This window comes from Ignicoccus islandicus DSM 13165, from assembly GCF_001481685.1.
Lineage (GTDB): Archaea > Thermoproteota > Thermoprotei_A > Sulfolobales > Ignicoccaceae > Ignicoccus > Ignicoccus islandicus.
On record NZ_CP006867.1, the window covers coordinates 554,116 to 569,909 of the forward strand.

Annotated in this window: 21 protein-coding genes; 4 read left to right on the forward strand and 17 right to left on the reverse strand. The window is 40.6% G+C overall.

Annotated features, from left to right (window positions below; genetic code table 11):
- Positions 1-20: 20 nt before the first annotated feature.
- A complete protein-coding gene (locus EYM_RS03125; RefSeq protein ID WP_168050185.1) occupies positions 21-2,849 on the reverse strand; it encodes a DEAD/DEAH box helicase in 2,829 nt (942 codons plus the stop codon).
- Positions 2,850-2,972: 123 nt separating this feature from the next.
- Here EYM_RS03125 and EYM_RS03130 point away from each other — a divergent pair, with 123 nt between their 5' ends.
- Positions 2,973-3,224, forward strand: a complete 252-nt coding sequence (locus EYM_RS03130) for a hypothetical protein (RefSeq protein WP_083495021.1) — start codon at positions 2,973-2,975, stop codon at positions 3,222-3,224.
- 4 nt (positions 3,225-3,228) lie between these two features.
- Here EYM_RS03130 and EYM_RS03135 read toward each other — a convergent pair whose 3' ends face one another.
- The 12 genes from EYM_RS03135 to EYM_RS03190 all read right to left on the reverse strand — a co-directional run bounded on the left by EYM_RS03135 (position 3,229) and on the right by EYM_RS03190 (position 9,711).
- Positions 3,229-3,468, reverse strand: coding sequence for a ferredoxin (locus EYM_RS03135; protein WP_075049633.1), 240 nt, complete (start codon positions 3,466-3,468; stop codon positions 3,229-3,231).
- A gap of 271 nt (positions 3,469-3,739) precedes the next feature.
- Positions 3,740-4,378: a 30S ribosomal protein S2 gene (gene rpsB, locus EYM_RS03140; protein WP_075049634.1), complete on the reverse strand. Its 639-nt coding sequence runs from the start codon at positions 4,376-4,378 to the stop codon at positions 3,740-3,742.
- Between the two features lie 4 nt (positions 4,379-4,382).
- Positions 4,383-4,589, reverse strand: coding sequence for a DNA-directed RNA polymerase subunit N (locus EYM_RS03145; RefSeq protein ID WP_075049635.1), 207 nt, complete (start codon positions 4,587-4,589; stop codon positions 4,383-4,385).
- 6 nt (positions 4,590-4,595) lie between these two features.
- Positions 4,596-5,042, reverse strand: a complete 447-nt coding sequence (locus EYM_RS03150) for a 30S ribosomal protein S9 (RefSeq protein ID WP_075049636.1) — start codon at positions 5,040-5,042, stop codon at positions 4,596-4,598.
- Positions 5,042-5,485, reverse strand: a complete 444-nt coding sequence (locus EYM_RS03155) for a 50S ribosomal protein L13 (RefSeq protein ID WP_075049637.1) — start codon at positions 5,483-5,485, stop codon at positions 5,042-5,044. Before EYM_RS03155 ends, EYM_RS03150 begins: the two co-directional genes overlap by 1 nt.
- 18 nt (positions 5,486-5,503) lie before the next feature.
- Entirely contained in the window at positions 5,504-5,857 is a 354-nt protein-coding gene (locus EYM_RS03160) for a 50S ribosomal protein L18e (RefSeq protein WP_075049638.1), read from the reverse strand.
- Positions 5,854-6,717, reverse strand: coding sequence for a DNA-directed RNA polymerase subunit D (locus EYM_RS03165; RefSeq protein WP_075049639.1), 864 nt, complete (start codon positions 6,715-6,717; stop codon positions 5,854-5,856). Before EYM_RS03165 ends, EYM_RS03160 begins: the two co-directional genes overlap by 4 nt.
- Before the next feature lie 6 nt (positions 6,718-6,723).
- Positions 6,724-7,116, reverse strand: a complete 393-nt coding sequence (locus tag EYM_RS03170) for a 30S ribosomal protein S11 (protein ID WP_075049640.1) — start codon at positions 7,114-7,116, stop codon at positions 6,724-6,726.
- Between the two features lie 22 nt (positions 7,117-7,138).
- Positions 7,139-7,636: a 30S ribosomal protein S4 gene (locus EYM_RS03175; protein WP_075049641.1), complete on the reverse strand. Its 498-nt coding sequence runs from the start codon at positions 7,634-7,636 to the stop codon at positions 7,139-7,141.
- A gap of 17 nt (positions 7,637-7,653) precedes the next feature.
- Positions 7,654-8,118, reverse strand: a complete 465-nt coding sequence (locus EYM_RS03180; RefSeq protein WP_075049642.1) for a 30S ribosomal protein S13 — start codon at positions 8,116-8,118, stop codon at positions 7,654-7,656.
- A gap of 379 nt (positions 8,119-8,497) precedes the next feature.
- A complete protein-coding gene (gene rdgB / locus EYM_RS03185; RefSeq protein WP_075049643.1) occupies positions 8,498-9,088 on the reverse strand; it encodes an RdgB/HAM1 family non-canonical purine NTP pyrophosphatase in 591 nt (196 codons plus the stop codon).
- A 2-nt stretch (positions 9,089-9,090) separates the two neighbouring features.
- Positions 9,091-9,711 carry a KEOPS complex kinase/ATPase Bud32 gene (locus EYM_RS03190; RefSeq protein ID WP_075049644.1) on the reverse strand — a complete coding sequence of 207 codons (621 nt, stop codon included), beginning with the start codon at positions 9,709-9,711 and terminating at the stop codon, positions 9,091-9,093.
- Between the two features lie 77 nt (positions 9,712-9,788).
- On the opposite strand from EYM_RS03190, the gene EYM_RS03195 reads away from it, so the two are divergent.
- Positions 9,789-10,520: a 1-(5-phosphoribosyl)-5-[(5-phosphoribosylamino)methylideneamino] imidazole-4-carboxamide isomerase gene (locus EYM_RS03195; RefSeq protein ID WP_083495022.1), complete on the forward strand. Its 732-nt coding sequence runs from the start codon at positions 9,789-9,791 to the stop codon at positions 10,518-10,520.
- A gap of 228 nt (positions 10,521-10,748) precedes the next feature.
- Here the strand turns inward: EYM_RS03195 and EYM_RS03205 are convergent, their stop codons facing one another.
- Positions 10,749-11,078 (reverse strand): hypothetical protein, encoded by a 330-nt coding sequence (locus EYM_RS03205; RefSeq protein ID WP_075049646.1) that lies wholly within the window; start codon positions 11,076-11,078, stop codon positions 10,749-10,751.
- Between the two features lie 77 nt (positions 11,079-11,155).
- Positions 11,156-11,452, reverse strand: coding sequence for a DNA-binding protein Alba (gene albA / locus EYM_RS03210; RefSeq protein ID WP_075049647.1), 297 nt, complete (start codon positions 11,450-11,452; stop codon positions 11,156-11,158).
- A gap of 127 nt (positions 11,453-11,579) precedes the next feature.
- Here albA and EYM_RS03215 point away from each other — a divergent pair, with 127 nt between their 5' ends.
- Positions 11,580-12,656, forward strand: a complete 1,077-nt coding sequence (locus EYM_RS03215) for a glucose-1-phosphate thymidylyltransferase (protein WP_075049648.1) — start codon at positions 11,580-11,582, stop codon at positions 12,654-12,656.
- A 75-nt stretch (positions 12,657-12,731) separates the two neighbouring features.
- Positions 12,732-14,027, forward strand: coding sequence for a hypothetical protein (locus EYM_RS03220; protein WP_075049649.1), 1,296 nt, complete (start codon positions 12,732-12,734; stop codon positions 14,025-14,027).
- 28 nt (positions 14,028-14,055) lie between these two features.
- Here the strand turns inward: EYM_RS03220 and EYM_RS03225 are convergent, their stop codons facing one another.
- Both EYM_RS03225 and EYM_RS03230 read right to left on the reverse strand, forming a co-directional pair.
- Positions 14,056-14,466, reverse strand: coding sequence for a translation initiation factor IF-5A (locus EYM_RS03225; protein ID WP_075049650.1), 411 nt, complete (start codon positions 14,464-14,466; stop codon positions 14,056-14,058).
- 280 nt (positions 14,467-14,746) lie between these two features.
- Entirely contained in the window at positions 14,747-15,790 is a 1,044-nt protein-coding gene (locus tag EYM_RS03230) for a 50S ribosomal protein L10 (RefSeq protein WP_075049651.1), read from the reverse strand.
- Between the last annotated feature and the right edge of the window lie 4 nt (positions 15,791-15,794).

Sequence of the window (15,794 nt, forward strand, 5' to 3'; positions counted from 1 at the left end):
CCCATAGTATTTCCGATGATCTACGTGTGTCTCCTGATCCTCTGAAGGTACGCCACTGCATTCAACAGGACCGCTGGGAGCGCCTTCTTAGGTATATAAAAGTATCTCGGCACCATGTTCTTGATGAGAGTATCAGCTGGTATCATCACCTTTACTTCGTAATATTCCTCGTCAGGGAACTTGCTTAAGAATCCCTCTGGGTCTTGGAGTATTTCTAATGGTTTAAAGTATCTCATGTTATATTCGTCCTTAGGCGATGTTCTAAAGTATACCACGAAGTTCTCGTGGATGTCTTTCGGCTTAAAGGAGGAACTATATTCATCTCTCTTCATTATTTCATCGAGATCATCTAGAAGTATCCACCTAGTCTCACCGAATTCGACGTCGATGAACTGTAGGGTTCTGTTCTTTGAAGTGGGTTTTCTCATTTCCTTCAGCTTGTTTTCAATAGTTGTTGGGCTCAAGTTAAGCATTAGAGCAAGTTCCTCAACTGTAAAGGCTTCGCCTTTAAGCGTGTTCACTATCCTCATCTCGACCATTTTAAGCCATGGTCTAACGGGAGGCAGGGATAGCAGATATTCCGTAAATGGAGAGTATGTCTTCGCCTTAAGTAACTTGAGCTTTATTTTGCCACTTTTAATCCCTTCAAGGAATTCCTTGGTTGCTTCGATGTCGAAGTGCTTCTGGATAGTTTGCTTAATTGCTTCTTCATATATTATCCCATCATTAGGCGTAACTTTACCTATCTTCCCGAAGCTTAGTTGAATCTCCTTGGCCACTTGGAATAAGTACGGTGAACGTTCAAGCGATTTCTTAAGGAGTTCTTCTACGTTATCTATTTTCTTCAGTAATTGAACAACATTAGGTATCTTTTCGTTAGTCTCTATAGTTACCGCAATACCTACCATGGAAGACCTTATTTGAACCGAAGTTGTATATTCAGATGATATTAGGTACATCAATATGTGAGCAATAGTTTCTGCAACTCTGTGGTCGATAAATCCGGTTATGCTATATCCCTTGTCTAATTTTTCTACATAGTAGAGGTTACCTCCTGGAATAGGTACTTTTCTCTTTTGGTACCATTCAACAACCCTTCTTATTTTCATTTGAGCTTCTTCCGAAACTCTAACGTTGGATGGTACCTCTTGAGACGTCAAAACTTCAATGGCATAAACGGGTACTAAAGGACTTCTTATTGATTCATCACTACGCCATAGAGGTACTTCGCCCTTGTCGTCTGTAGAAGGTTCAACTATCACTCTCATATTTTCTTCATCGATATTAATTATTTTCCATACTCTTCCGGCAAGTCTTATCTTGCTATCAGGTCTTAGGTACTTGTATACGTAGAAGGCGTCCAAATCACCTATTGTCTTGTTGTTCCACTTCACTACGAAGGTATCTCTTTCTGAAATCATAGAGAAGAACTCACCGAAAGGTCTACTCCACCATTTCTTGCTTTGGCAATCGAAGCACCATAGTTTGTAGAACATATATCCTATCTTCAAGTTATTATTTTCTTTGTTTAAGAGTTTATTCTTGACCAATATGTCTATAACTTCATCGAATGTTTCGCGTGTAAGGTTTCTAAAGAGATACGATCCCCTTACGACCTCATAGGCGAAATTCACATCAAGCTGTTTATATTGTAATACCATTCCTATTATCTCGCGTGCCAATACATCTAATGGCATCTCAATTACTTTAGGTTTCTCAACTATGCCTCTGACAGCCAGGATTGATTCTATGTATGAGTCTATCGTATCTATTTCAGTTGTCGTTATCAGAGAGCCCCTCGACTCCCCACCCAATTCGTGTCCAGCCCTACCAATTCTCTGGAGCAGAGCCGCAACGCTTCCCGGAGACTTAACTTGAATTACTTTCTTCAGTTTATTAATATCAATACCAAGCTCTAGAGTCTTCGTAGCTATTACCACGTCTATCTTACCGTCTTTGAGAAGTTTCTCGCTGCTAACTCTCACGTCTTTCGATACCGAAGAGTGATGAACTTCTACTTTTAAGTTGGAGATTTTACTTATTTCTTCGTGCAATCTCTCTGCAGCGAACCTGGTATTAACGAAAACTAGAGTGGGTGGATCTACCTTCTCTAAGACCTTCTTGGCTAATTCAGACCAGAAGTTGGTGTTCTCGGTTGAAGTGACGGTATCAATCTCCAGAGTTATCTTCCTCCTTTTAGATACACTTACAATTCGAGTATCTCTCTTTGATGAACCAAACAACACCTTAGCGGTAAGTTCCGGATCTCCTACTGTAGCACTTAATGCTATTCTCTGGAAGTCATACTGTGTGTAGGCTTTGAGTCGCTCAAGTAATACAGAGAGTTGAGCCCCTCGCTTATTGCTCACTAGCTCATGTGCTTCGTCTATTATAACCCATTTGACGTTCTTATAATATTTCCTAAATTGAGTAGCCCAGTCTAGATCTATTTCAAGTCCTTCAGGTGTTGTAAGTAATATGTGTGGTACTTTCTTTAGTCTAGTACTTCTCTCGGAGGCCGAAACGTCACCGTGCTTTCTGGCAACTCTAAATCCTAACGGTGAGGCCCACCATTCTATTCTTTCCTTTAAATCGTTTATTAGTGATTTCAGAGGAGTGATGTAGATTACTGCTAGCGGTTCTGGTTTCATTGAAATCATCTTTGCTAATACTGGTAAGATGGCCGCTTCCGTTTTTCCATAGCCTGTAGGTGCCATGATTAAGGTATTCTTACCGTCATAGACTGGTTTGAACGCCTTTTCTTGAATTTCAGTTAATCTGGTCCAACCTTTCTTCTTAATTAGTTCAAGTAATTCGCTCGGAATCCTCAATTCTTCAACGCTTATCACTGTCCAATGCACCTCCTTTAACTACACCTTCTACCACTACTCTCGTGACTGTATCTGCATCTAGGACAGTAAAGTCGGTTATATAAGTTATGATTCCCCAACTTCGATCCGGGTAGTGTAAAATTGAAAAAACAGAGAAGGAAATGCATGTTCTGTGGAAGATATTTCTTTGAAGGTCAAGGAATCGAAATAACGATTGGGGGAGAAAAATTCTATTTTCATAGTAAAAAATGTGCTTTGGAATTTTTGAAAAGATTGTTAGAGGTGCTTCCCCCAGAAGTCGTTCTACCAGCGGCACAAAACTTGAAAAGAGAGCTTGAGGAGGCAATTGAAATGAAGGAAAAGGCAAGCACTAAAAAATTTGGAGTTAAGTAACCGGTTATTCTTCGATAGGTTCTACGTGAATTATTTGAACTGGACAAGCTTGTGCCGCTTGCTCTACACAGTCCTTTAATTCCTCGGGAACGATACCTATTGCGGGATTTCCATCAACCCTGTATTGTTCAACTATTACTGACTTGTACTCTTCGTTCATTTCAAATACGTCTGGACACAAGTGAACGCAAACTGCGTCGGATATACACTTCTCTACCTCAATGGTTACTTTATACTTCACCATACCCGTTTCACCCTCGATTTAGGCTATCTATACGTGGCCTTATTATGAGTTATGTTAGGATATTGCTGGCCGATGAGGATTGTGGCGGACAATGAGCGTTAATTGCAATGATTACTAGGAGCCCACTGAGGCAGTTCCTCGCAGTACGAGTAAATTATGAACTCGATGGTCTGTTGGAATCCAATCTTAACATTGTGAGATAATTTGCTTCATTGTCAATTGAAATCTTGATGCAGTTAACCACGTTGAGATATATAAAAAGAAGACCGGATTATATCATTTTTATCTTAGTTTCGAATTCGCTAATTGGTGCCGGTTCATCTAAAGACGCGTCCGGACTTAGTTGTTTCTTCTCAACAAGTATTTGACGCGTTAGCAACCAGTAGAGTAGTGCTAGGCTCTTCCTTCCTTTGTTGTTTCCGGGTATTATTAGATCGATGTTTTCAGTTTTACTGTCAGTATCACAGAATGCGACTACGGGGATTCCTACTTCGGATGCTTCAATTATTGCTTGTTGATCGACTCTGGGGTCAGTTACTAAGATTACATCTGGCTCGTAGTAAACTTCTAATGCAGGGTTAGTTAAGGTCCCTGGTACGAATCTTCCAATTACAGGTTTGGCTCCGACGAATTTACTGAACATCAAGACGGGTTTGTGACCATATTGTCTCACGGATACAGCCATTATTTTTTCTGGCTCGAACCTCGATAGGAACTTTGCTGCAATCCTTATTCTCTCGTCTATTTTCCTAACATCTAATATTGCAAGTCCATCGATGTTCCTCCTCTTGAATACAAACTTATTCATATACTTCATTACCATTTTAGTTCCTATATGGACTCCATGTTGGAGGTATAACTCCAACGGTATTAGTAACTCAACAACCGACTCCTTGGTTTCCGCGCTCATTGTGTTACCACCTATAGACGTGCTTACTGAACTTAATTATATCCTTAGTCGTATCCACTGTTGCTAGTAGCGTGCGTCTACAGCAATACCTATCTATTTTGAGATCATCTAGCACTTTTCCGGGATCTTCACCATTTCTTACTCTTCTTTGGAATTCATCATAATAATGTATTATCACACGCCCGCAAGTGTAACATCGGATGGGTATCAAAAAGTATCACCTGTAGCTCTTCTGTCTACGCCTTCTAGCCGAATACCTCATCCATTTCTCGGGCTCGGTTCTTCTTGGATCTCCCGAAAGCATGTATCTATCATGTTCTTCATATAGGTTCTTTAATTCCTCGCTGTTAGTGTACTTAATGAGACCTCTTGCAATAGCCATACGCGCCGCTTCGGCTTGAGCCATGAAACCACCACCTTTGACCCATACTTTGATATTAACGTTATTCATAACCTTCTCTCCAGCTAGCATTAGGGGTTCGAGTACTCTCCATCTGCGTATTTCTGGTTTAAGTATTTCTACAGGAACTCCGTTGATCCAAACCTTACCATTACCGGGATATACTACTGCCCTAGCTATTGCTCTTTTTCTTTTCCCGGTAGCGAGTACTATTCTCACACCTTTCTTAGTAGTCTCCTCTTTAGCCCATCGGACGTCTACCATCACATCTCACCTCTCCATCCTAATCTCCTTGTAACCTCACCTACTGTAATGAACTTCCTAGATAAACGGGAACTATCAGCATCGGGGAACTTGATTATTGGTGCATCTACGTTCAGTTGAGGTACACCAACGTAAACTCTAAGCCTACCTAATGCTTCTCTTCCCCTCTTCTTGTCTTTAGGCAACATTCCTTTCACTGCGTCTTTAACTAATGCACGCGGGTTTCTAGGTCTTTTTATTTTATTACGGTAGGGGTTTCTATGGGTCTTAACGTTCAGCAATATCCTATAGCCTTCTATAACCCTCTTAGGCTCACCAGATAGAACCACTTTTTCAGCATTTATTACATGAACTTCATATCCATCTAAGAGCATTTTAGCTACATGCGAAGCCATTCTACCCAATATTTGGTTCGAACCATCCACAATTACGACTCTCTTCAATTTACCTCCCTCCGAGCATTAAGTAATAATCTTTATACCCTTTCCTTCTCTGTTTTCTTTAACTAATTCATAGATATGAATAGCTCTCCCCCCAGCCTGAGTTATCTTCTCTAAAGCTGTATACGAGAACGAGATTGCTGCGACTGTAACTTTCTTTTCCAGATCGCCAGCACCCAAGACCTTTCCAGGAACCACTATCACGTCGCCTTCGTTTGCATACCTATTTATCTTACTAACATTCACTACAATTCTCTTTCGGCTCGGGCGTAGCAACAGCTCAGCTACCCTTTTCCAAGCGGGTGATTTGGTTTTCTTTAACTCATCAATTGTTTTCCTTAACACTATATTCGTGAACTTCCTCTTGTAACTCATTTCGTAACACCCCCGATTTCCTCTAGGCGGGATTTTATTGAATTAAGTTTCTCTATTAGAGTATTGGCTGACGTAATTAAAGTTTTCTTTGGAGAGAGAGAACCATCTACTTCTAATTCAAAATAATACTCATTGTTTTTAAATACGGGATTTATTGAACTGCCTTCACAAATGTACTCTATGCAGTACATAAGCATTGATAAAGATACATTATCCTTTAAGACTAACCTACCGTTCTTAAACTCGAAAGCGTAGGGACACTTCTCTACACATTCCTTCTGGCATTTCTCATTACATAGCTTCTCATTGTACGTTATTCCTTCTAGGATTGGTTTTACTATAGCTACTGTCGCTGGCATCCATTTCGCATGTTCTTTACCTCTCCCCAACCTCGCATAAGCGACTAACCGTATCGATTGATCTTTAAGTAGCGTAACGATAGGTATATTAGATAATACTGGTTTGACGTCTTCGTCCTCGCTCCTTAGATCGCCGCTGTAAACTATCTCATTATCCGTCTCTGCTTTGATGTCTAGGATTAAACGTACGTAACACGGTTTATTATCAGTTGTATAACACTTATCAGCTTCAGCTTCTTCGGGAGTACATCGAGAGCATTCCTCTGGGCTTCCATATTTGAAAAGTGCTTCTTCAGAGGTAAGTGGTATTAATGCTAATCTGTGAGCTAGTATTTCATTTAACATCACGCTGTCGTTTCTGTCAATTCCGACGAAATCAACTGCCATCTTAGGTACTTCTTCCATGCTGGCCCTTCTAATACTATTTAAAACTTCCAGGGGGTATCCTGAAACCCTCATTTTAATAGAATAAGGTGTTTCCTCCAGAATCTCAATGGGCATCTTACGTTAGACCCTCCTACCTCTCCTTCCTCCGGGTCTTCTGATACTGTCGTGAGGAAGCGGCGTTACGTCTTCTATCCTTCCAACGATGAATCCAGATCTCGCTAAGGCTCTTATAGCAGCTTGTGCACCGGGACCTGGAGTCTTCGGACCGTACCCACCTGGCGCTCTCACTTTAATGTGTATAGCAGTAATTCCCCTATCCATAGCTTGTTGGGCTGCTCTCGCAGCTGCTAACATAGCTGCGTATGGCGAGGGTTTCTCTCTATCCGCCTTAACAACCATACCACCGGTTATCCTAGAAGCTGTTTCAGCTCCAGTAATGTCGGTGATATGGACGAAAGTGTTATTTGGAGAGCTGAAGATGTGTGCAATGCCCCATCTTATTTCCCTTGGCACGTCCCATCAACCCCACTACGCGTTATTGGGTTTTATTCTTAAATGGACTGGTGGGGGCGTAATCGATTAGCTCTTCTTCGCTCCTCTTCACTATGTAACTTGGCGACGTGACTCTTCTACCGTTTATTGCTATGTGACCATGTACGATCAGTTGCCTTGCTTCTTGTATGGTTCTTGCAAGACCCTTTCTATATACTAGAGTCTGGAGTCTTCTCTCAAGTAGATCTCTTGCAGTTAGAGAGAGGACGTCATCGAGAGCCGCATTCTCATCTACGAGACCCATTTCATACAGCCTACCTAGTAATGCTTTTTCTTCTGCCTCCCTAACCTCCGGTGGCAATGCCAAGAGAGCTCTGGCTCTATGTCTTATCTTTCTTAAGATTGTCGCTGCTTTCCATATTTCCCTCTTGTTTCTTAATCCATATTCACCCATTAGTTTCATTTCTTCTATTAATCTAGATTTAACCCAAGGATGGCTAGGTGGAGTCCACTTCTTCCTGGGTTTCTTAGGATCTCCCATGATGTTTCACCTCACAATTATTTCTTCTTGGATACGCCTACTGTCATGCCGATTCTTCCAGTAGTAGCAGTTCTTTGTCCTCTTACCTTTAATCCTAACGCATGTCTTACGCCTCTCCAGCTCTTTATCTTCTTCTCTCTTTCGATGTCTTGTCTTGCGTAGAATATTAACTCGGCTCCAATTAGGTGCTTGTCTTCACCAGTGGTATAATCTTTCCTTCTATTGTAAAGCCATGAAGGGAAGCCCAGCTTAGTGATATCTTTTACTACTTCATCTAATTCCTTTATTTTATTGTCACTGAAGTATCCTAATCTCATAAGAGGGTCCAAGTTGAGTTTCCTAAGGATAGCTAAAGCGGTAGTGTAACCTATACCTTTTATTTTAGCCAAACCGTAAACAGCCGGTAATGAGCCGTCTATATCTGTGTCTCCAATTCGTACAATATACTTGAACTCTTCCGGCAGTTTTGGTTCACCCGTAATCCACCTTTTTTGGGTCTTCTTAAATACTACTACACGGGGATGAACTGAACCACCGATTCCGATTAGGTGAGGTTAGGGCTACCAAGAGGACCCTTTAGATAAGACAATGTTTGGACCCAACTATTCTGTCCCGACCTTTAGTACCAACTAACACTATAGAACTTGGAACCACTAATGATGCAAATAATATAGTGTGTAATTTTGATTTTCTCTATTGGAAACACTCAATCGCAGTGTTTTATTCGAAACATTTACTAAATTAATAACTCTCTTCAGCTCCTTCTAGGATGGCGGCTGCCCGGTAAGAGGGGCTAATGGCCCTGCGATGAACCGGGGTCACTCTGTTTCCCCGGATAATACACCTTATACAATAAGCTCCTCAGAGATAACCGCGTTTCTCCATTGATACAATCAATGCTCTGATCGCGAGGGCTCTATGTGAAATCTCGTTTTTCACTTGTTCTGGAAGCTCAGAGAATGTTTTACTATAACCTTGAGGTATGAAAATTGGATCGAAGCCAAATCCTCCAGAGCCACGGATCTCGTGTGCAATCGAACCCTTAACAACTCCCTCTTCAACGAGTATGTTGTCGTCATTGCAAATGCACGCTGCGACGCACTTGAAGAAAGCATTGCGTTTTGGAACACCATCCATTAACTTCAAAATTCCTTTAGGACCCAATGTTCTATAGACGTAATTAGAATACGGTCCAGGAAATCCATTCAATGCTTCAATAAACAAGCCACTATCTTCGACTATGATCGGCCTCTTGTCGTTAACAGCCATTAAAATTGATGCTGAATAAAGGACTATTTTCTTTAGATCGTCATCTTGTATCTCTACCTTTGCGTTAAAAGGTGCAATATCTATCTCTATTTCATCTCCCAGAATTTTCCTTATAATGAATTTAATTTCATCTATTTTGTGTTTATTTGTTGATGCAACATACAGCTTCTTACGTCCCTTCATTTTTACCACACCGTTTTCCTTCTGCTTTTCACGTACCTACCCATACTCTCTATCTCCTCGACGAGTTCTTGAATTAACTTAGCATCGCCATACTTAGAATATCCTTCCCAAAACGCATCGATTAGCTTGCCCTCTACATCTTTATGGATAGACCTTAGCGACCTTATAATCAAATGCGCATCAACGGCTTTCTCACGAGGATCTCTCGTGTGACGAGATAAACTAAAATCTATAGCGTATATTTTGTCACCAGTAGTGTAAAGTATGTTTAATGTCGTGAAGTCCCAATGTGCAATGTCTAATAGATGGAGTCTGGCTAATAGTTCTCCTGCCATCCTGATAGACTCTTTGTTTAATCGTTCCGTTAACGGAATACCTTCGATGAATTCCATTACTATTTTCCCTTGATCTATATTAAAGTCTAGAACAAGAGGGACGTTGAGACCATTCTCGTAAGCTTTAATCATATTGAGTACTTCGTTTCTAGTACGTTCTTCTATTATCCGTTGGTCAATAGTTGAATGTCGGTAACGTTTTCTTCTCCTTATTTTCATTACAGCTTTACACCCATGGTATCTAATCAAATATATATCTGCTTCAGAACCCCTAGCTAATAGAAACATACCTCCATTATCCTCTCTAAGCTTTTCGAAACCAGATTTTTACTTTATTCAACCATACGTAACGGTGATAGGAGGACTTGAAGAAGCCACCAAAGATACTTCCAAGCTTAGATATTTCTGAAGGTAAAGTGGTGAAGAGAGTAAAAGGTATTAGAGGAACTGGATTAGAATTGGGCAATCCTATTAAATGGCTAGAGTTTTGGTATAACGAAGGGGCCTTAGGGATTCACGTCGTTGATCTAGATGCAGCCGAAAAGGGCTATCCTGTAAATAAGGACGTGATTCTGAAATTAATAAGTAGAGCTAAGGAACTCGGTATGTGGATACAGGTAGCTGGAGGCATAAGATCGATAGACGTCGCACAATTATATTCCAAGGCCGATTCAATAGTAATAGGAAGCAAGGCTGTCAAGGATCCTAAGTTCTTAGAAGAAGTTTCGAAAGAGATAGGTTGTGAGAAAGTTATTGTTGCAATAGATTCCAAAGGCGGAAGGGTTGCAATTGATGGTTGGACTAAAACCGAGCATTATACACCTTTAGAAATTATAGAGATGCTGCCGGAAAAAGCATATACCGGTATTCTATACACGTACATAGATACTGAAGGAACGCTAAAAGGGCCCGACTTCGAGACTCCTAAGAAAATAAAGTCGTTAAGGCCCGGGAAGGTACTCGAGTACGCCGGGGGAATAGGAAGTAAGGGTCACGTACTTAAGCTACTAGAAACTGGGGTGGATTCCCTAATAATAGGGATGGCGTTATACTCAGCTAAGCTAAGTTTGAGGGAGCTGCTCGATGAAGTTATGTGATAAAAGAGTACTGGCATTGTATTTTCTATTACGTTCCAAATTCAATGAAGACGTGTTTAACATAGGTGAGGCATGGGAAGTGTCACGAAATTACTTTACGAAAAAAGTATTCATGAACCTCTTTAAGAGGCTAAAGAAATTGAACTTAATAGTTCAACTATCACCTATGGAATATAAAATCCAAGACCTCTGTTCGATTCTTGAAGAATCGAGTTTCAGATACCTCTCTCAGCGCTCCAAATCTTCCTCTTCATAGAATTCAAGTATGAGTCGTACTTTTACCTTGTCCTTGCTAAAGTAAGGTACTTTATCACCTAAGTTAACAACGAACCTAACTGGCATACCAAGAGAGTCTCGAATACTTACTTCAGCCATGTATTGAGGATGGGGTTCTTCTTCCAAAGTTTTTGTGACACTTTCCATGATCTTCTCCATCAATATCTGGAAGGATAACGGACTATTCAAATCCTCTGGTGTTATATCTAGCCTCATGATTGGAATATTAAGTTTTCTTATTCTAGCCTCTCCTTCAAGTGTCGCTACGTATCGTTCGCTCAAAGATACGCACCGAGGACATACATGTTACGCCAAGGGGCATTAAATGTTTTGCCAAGAAAAATATTTGTTCAATCGTATTACTTGTTTACCTTCTCGATTACTATATCAATGGTGCTAATCCTGCTTTGCCTTCCTTCGGCACTGGTTACGGTTTGACTTCCAATCCTGACCTCGGCTACCCTTATTTGACCGGGTAGGAACCTGTTCCTGACTATCTCTACGGTATCTACGGCCTTGCTGATTGCCTTTCCTCTCGCCTTGATCTCTACTCTGTCTACACCTTGGTTCAGTAGAGTTAGAGTTGCCAATACGTAGTTCATTACGGGCTTCTTACCAACTCTTACCTCGTTGCTTTGGGGTGCTTGCACACTCACACCGATTCACCGACCTCAACTCTCTTGATGGGGTATAAAAAAGTTATTGATATACTGTCCTCTAGTCTACACCAACACCGATTTTTCTAAATGCGGTTTGAATAGCTTAAACTGGGGTTAATATCAAATGAAACTGGACGGTATTATACTAGCAGCAGGTAAAGGTACACGTTTAAGACCTATAACTTTTTCGATACCAAAACCACTAATTCCAATAATGGGTCGACCTATAGTTGGTTATGGCATAGAGCAACTCAAGAAACTTGGTATAAAAGAGATAACAATGGTAGTTGGATGGCTCCATGAAGTCTTCGAAGAGGTCTTAGGAAATGGTGAAAGGTTCGGTATTAAAATAAAATATGTACTACAAGAGAAACGCTTAGGTATAGCACATGCAATTAACTTAGCACTTACGGAAGGAGATATTAATAACCCTTTTCTCGTATACTTAGGTGACAACGTCCTTAACGATTCGTGGATAAACAACTTCAAGAACGTGTTTAAAGACTACGACTCTATAATATTCTTAGCTAGAGTTAAGGATCCGAGAAGGTTCGGTGTAGCTATAATTAAGGATGACAGAGTTGTAGGTTTTATTGAAAAACCAAAGGTACCTCCTTCGGACCTAGCTCTAGTTGGTTTATATTACTTTAAGGACCCAGAGGATTTCAGGAAGTGTTACTCGACACTTAAACCGAGCTGGAGAGGAGAATACGAAATCACGGACATCATTAACTGCTATATAAGGAGAGGACTGAACATCGGATACATAGTTATTGACGGATGGTGGAAAGATACTGGGAAACCGGAGGACTTGATTGATGCAATGATGATAATAATGGATAATTACTTGGATCGTAGTCAAATAAAAGGTGAGGTTAACGGTGAAGTTTACGGCCGAGTTATAGTAGAGGAAGGTGCTATTGTAAACGGAAAAGTCTATGGACCTGCATACATAGGTAAAGGCGTATATGTTTCGGAAAATACCGTAATAGAGCATTACGTAGATTTAGAAAAGGATGTGAAAATCGATGGCGGACACGTAACTAGATCTCTTGTACTGGACTCATCCACATTTAAATTAGGGCGTTCTAGGTTAATAGATTCAATAATAGGTCCTTACTCAGATATATCAGTAAGTCACGACCTGCGACTGAAACTTAAGCTTACTGCATCTCAAGAAAGTAAAATATTTATTGACTGAAGTCTTCCGTACGACTACTTTCGATCCACACTGCCACGTTCATTTACACTCACATCAATTCTTGGGTAATGGTCCATGAACGCAAAGACTCTGTTAGTGGTCGTTTCATTATTAATTCTAGCCCTCTCTGAAAACATGGCCTTTGGACCCTCCGAAGTACTACTTAAGGAAATATCCTTCCTCAATGAGACAATTAAACCATGTGGTACGTGGACTACGTGCTCAGTTGCATACGCCAGCGACGTAACTGTTGACATTCAATCTATACTTGCCGGGGCCCTATACCCATTAGATGTCAATCCTCTAAGGTCATATTTAGTGCTTTTTGACAGCGTTATTGATTCAAACAGGGACTTGATATCCCAAATACCCATATTACCTCCTCAGCAGGGCCGAAATGAGCCGGAAGTATTTACGTTTCTACCGGCCCTACTTTTTCTATCATTTGGATATGATTATTCTCAGTCCAAGTTGGTAAGATTATTCGAACAATGGATCCTTGCCAGTTTTTCGAATATTGGTGTAAGATTCTATTCAGATGAAATGCGCTCGTACGTTTACGGTAGTGGAATAAAATACGACTTATTCCCGACGCTACTTTCCTTAACTTTGAGCTTCAAGAGTGCGCAAAGAGATGGTATCTTAAATGGAACTAAATACAAGTCTCTGCTCACTAAGGACTTCTGGAGCGAGTACATACAGTGGATTGAAAACACACCAAGTGAGTCACCATACTACCTAAGGCAACTACCGAGAGGGTTAGCTATACTTGCTGCAATACCATATGAGGAACTTAGAGGGATCTGTGAAAAAGTTGTGAAAACCGATTTTGATAATATATATAGAGAATATGAGAATGGGGAATTAATTTCTAATGAAGATACTAATTACTTGGCAGCCATAGGAATAGCTATTAAGTGGTGCAACGATAAATATAACATTTTCAATTCCCAAAAACTTGAAAAGGTCCTTCAGTGGATCTACCTTTCAATAATACACCTACAAAATGGAGTTTTGACTTATAGTCCGTTAGTATATGGAATTTATGAAATTCTAAATGGAATGAATAGTACTATACGGTTCGTACTAGACCCTCATTCTTCTCTTAAAAATTTTGTAGAAAAGAGAAAAAGAGTGTTAGGGAACCTATCCTCGAGTACTTCAAATGTAACCACTCTGAAGATCTCAAATGAAACATTGATAATATCTACAATAACGTTAGTAACTACCTTAGAGAAAGAAGCAAACGTCACATCTCTATTCTTCACAGATACGGAGAGTCAAGAAACTACAACTGTTTACGAAGTACCTGCCCCTTACCTCTTGTTTACGATGATTCCGATTTTGAGGAGACGTTCATCTCGATCCTAAAGCCAGATTTTTAATAATAAATCAAGAGTTACTTGCCGCCACCTCTTATTCTCATTATTTTGTATACATTAGGTGGTAATATCCAATACTCAACTTCAACTCCGGGCTCAAGCTTACTCTTTATCTCTTCTTCCTCTGGGAGGGGTACTTCGAATGTATCGTAGCTCTCCATATCCATTAGTTGAACACTATCACCGGTTACTGCAAGTACTTGTCCAACCCTCTTTTCTATTATAGGTACCTCGACTCTAGTATCAACCGGTGCTACTAACGTTTTCTTGGAACCACTAAGTAAACTTATGGCAACTACGTTAGCTTTTGCACTACCATGTTTTCCTGTCTTCGCCTTGCTGATAGAGACTATCTTACAAGGTTCACCATCAATCATGATGAAGTTACCAACTTTCAATTCGCCAAGCGTTGCATACGTCTTTGACATGATTGATCACCGATGAGTAGTAGGGACGTGGAATAATTATAAATGAACCTATGATCTCTATTTACTGCGGCACACCCACTTGACGCCATCTCGAAAATAGATGGTGGATGAAAGTGGGGGCTAGATTGGCCTCTGATAGAAACATCAAAGCTTTGTCTGTATTGTAATTAAAGTCAGCTCAAAATTAGTATCGTAATGCTTTAAAAACTAGAAGAAAGGCTTTCGTTTCAATTATGGTTACATATCTACATATAAAAATTGTTTCTGATAGATATTTAGTTTATCCGAAGAGCGCTCCGAGGCCGGCGCTTAGATCCTCTTCAGATACTTCCTTCTTTTCCTCTTCCTCCTCCTCTTTTTGTTCCTCCTTCTCTTGAGTTGTGCTAACTGGTTGCGTAGCTTGTATATTTGAAATCTCTATTCCTAGTTCCTTCGCTAAGTCACCAAGCTGAGATGCTAACGCATAGGCTTGGGCCTGGGCCTTTGACATTAGGTAAGGCGCCGACTCCTTTGTCAACCACGCACTTTCTACAGCTAACTTTAAGGCGTTCTGCATGGCCTTTGTGAGGCTTAGTTCGAGTACCTCTGGAACGGGGTAAGCTATCTCTGCACCAAGTTTCAATGCATTCAGATATGCTTCCATTAGTTCCTTCTTGTAGCTTTCGATGTCAAGTAATAGTTCGGATGCTGGTACCCATCTACCGAGGGACTTTATGTAAGCTCCCTTTAATTTCAATTTAATTTCTACTGGTGTAATACCTAAGGTCATCAATACGCTCACTAACTCGGGTGAGATTACATCGCCCGGTTTGGCTACTACGGTATCCTTCGCAATATGTATAGTTCCGCCTTTTACCATAGTCTTTATCTTCAATTTTCCAAAGGTTGAAAGCATTGGACCGGGCTTCAAACCGGTATCCATTGCTGGAATGACTATTTCGGTCTCCGCAATATCGCCGGGCTTGGGGTAACCTGGTACGGAGAATTTTGATATCTTTAGAGCCACAAGGAAGGGGTTCTCGTCAGTTGCTATGAATAGGTTAGTACCAGTAAGCGCTTCATCCATTTCCTTTGGCAATTCTATGTTCGATTTTTCGAAAGCCTTACGGACAATGTTGTTCTTTAAAGTTCTTATATATTCTAGCTCTTTCCTGTACTTCTTCCTGAATTTGTGAACAACATTCGCTGGTGTCTTAGTTAGATCTACTACAAGGAAAACATCGTGTTTACTTAGTTGCTCTGCCACTTCGTTTAGCATTCTGACTTTCCATTCGGGATATCGTTCTCTAACTTGCGCTCTGGTAAAGCTTTCGACCGCGCTCATGGTT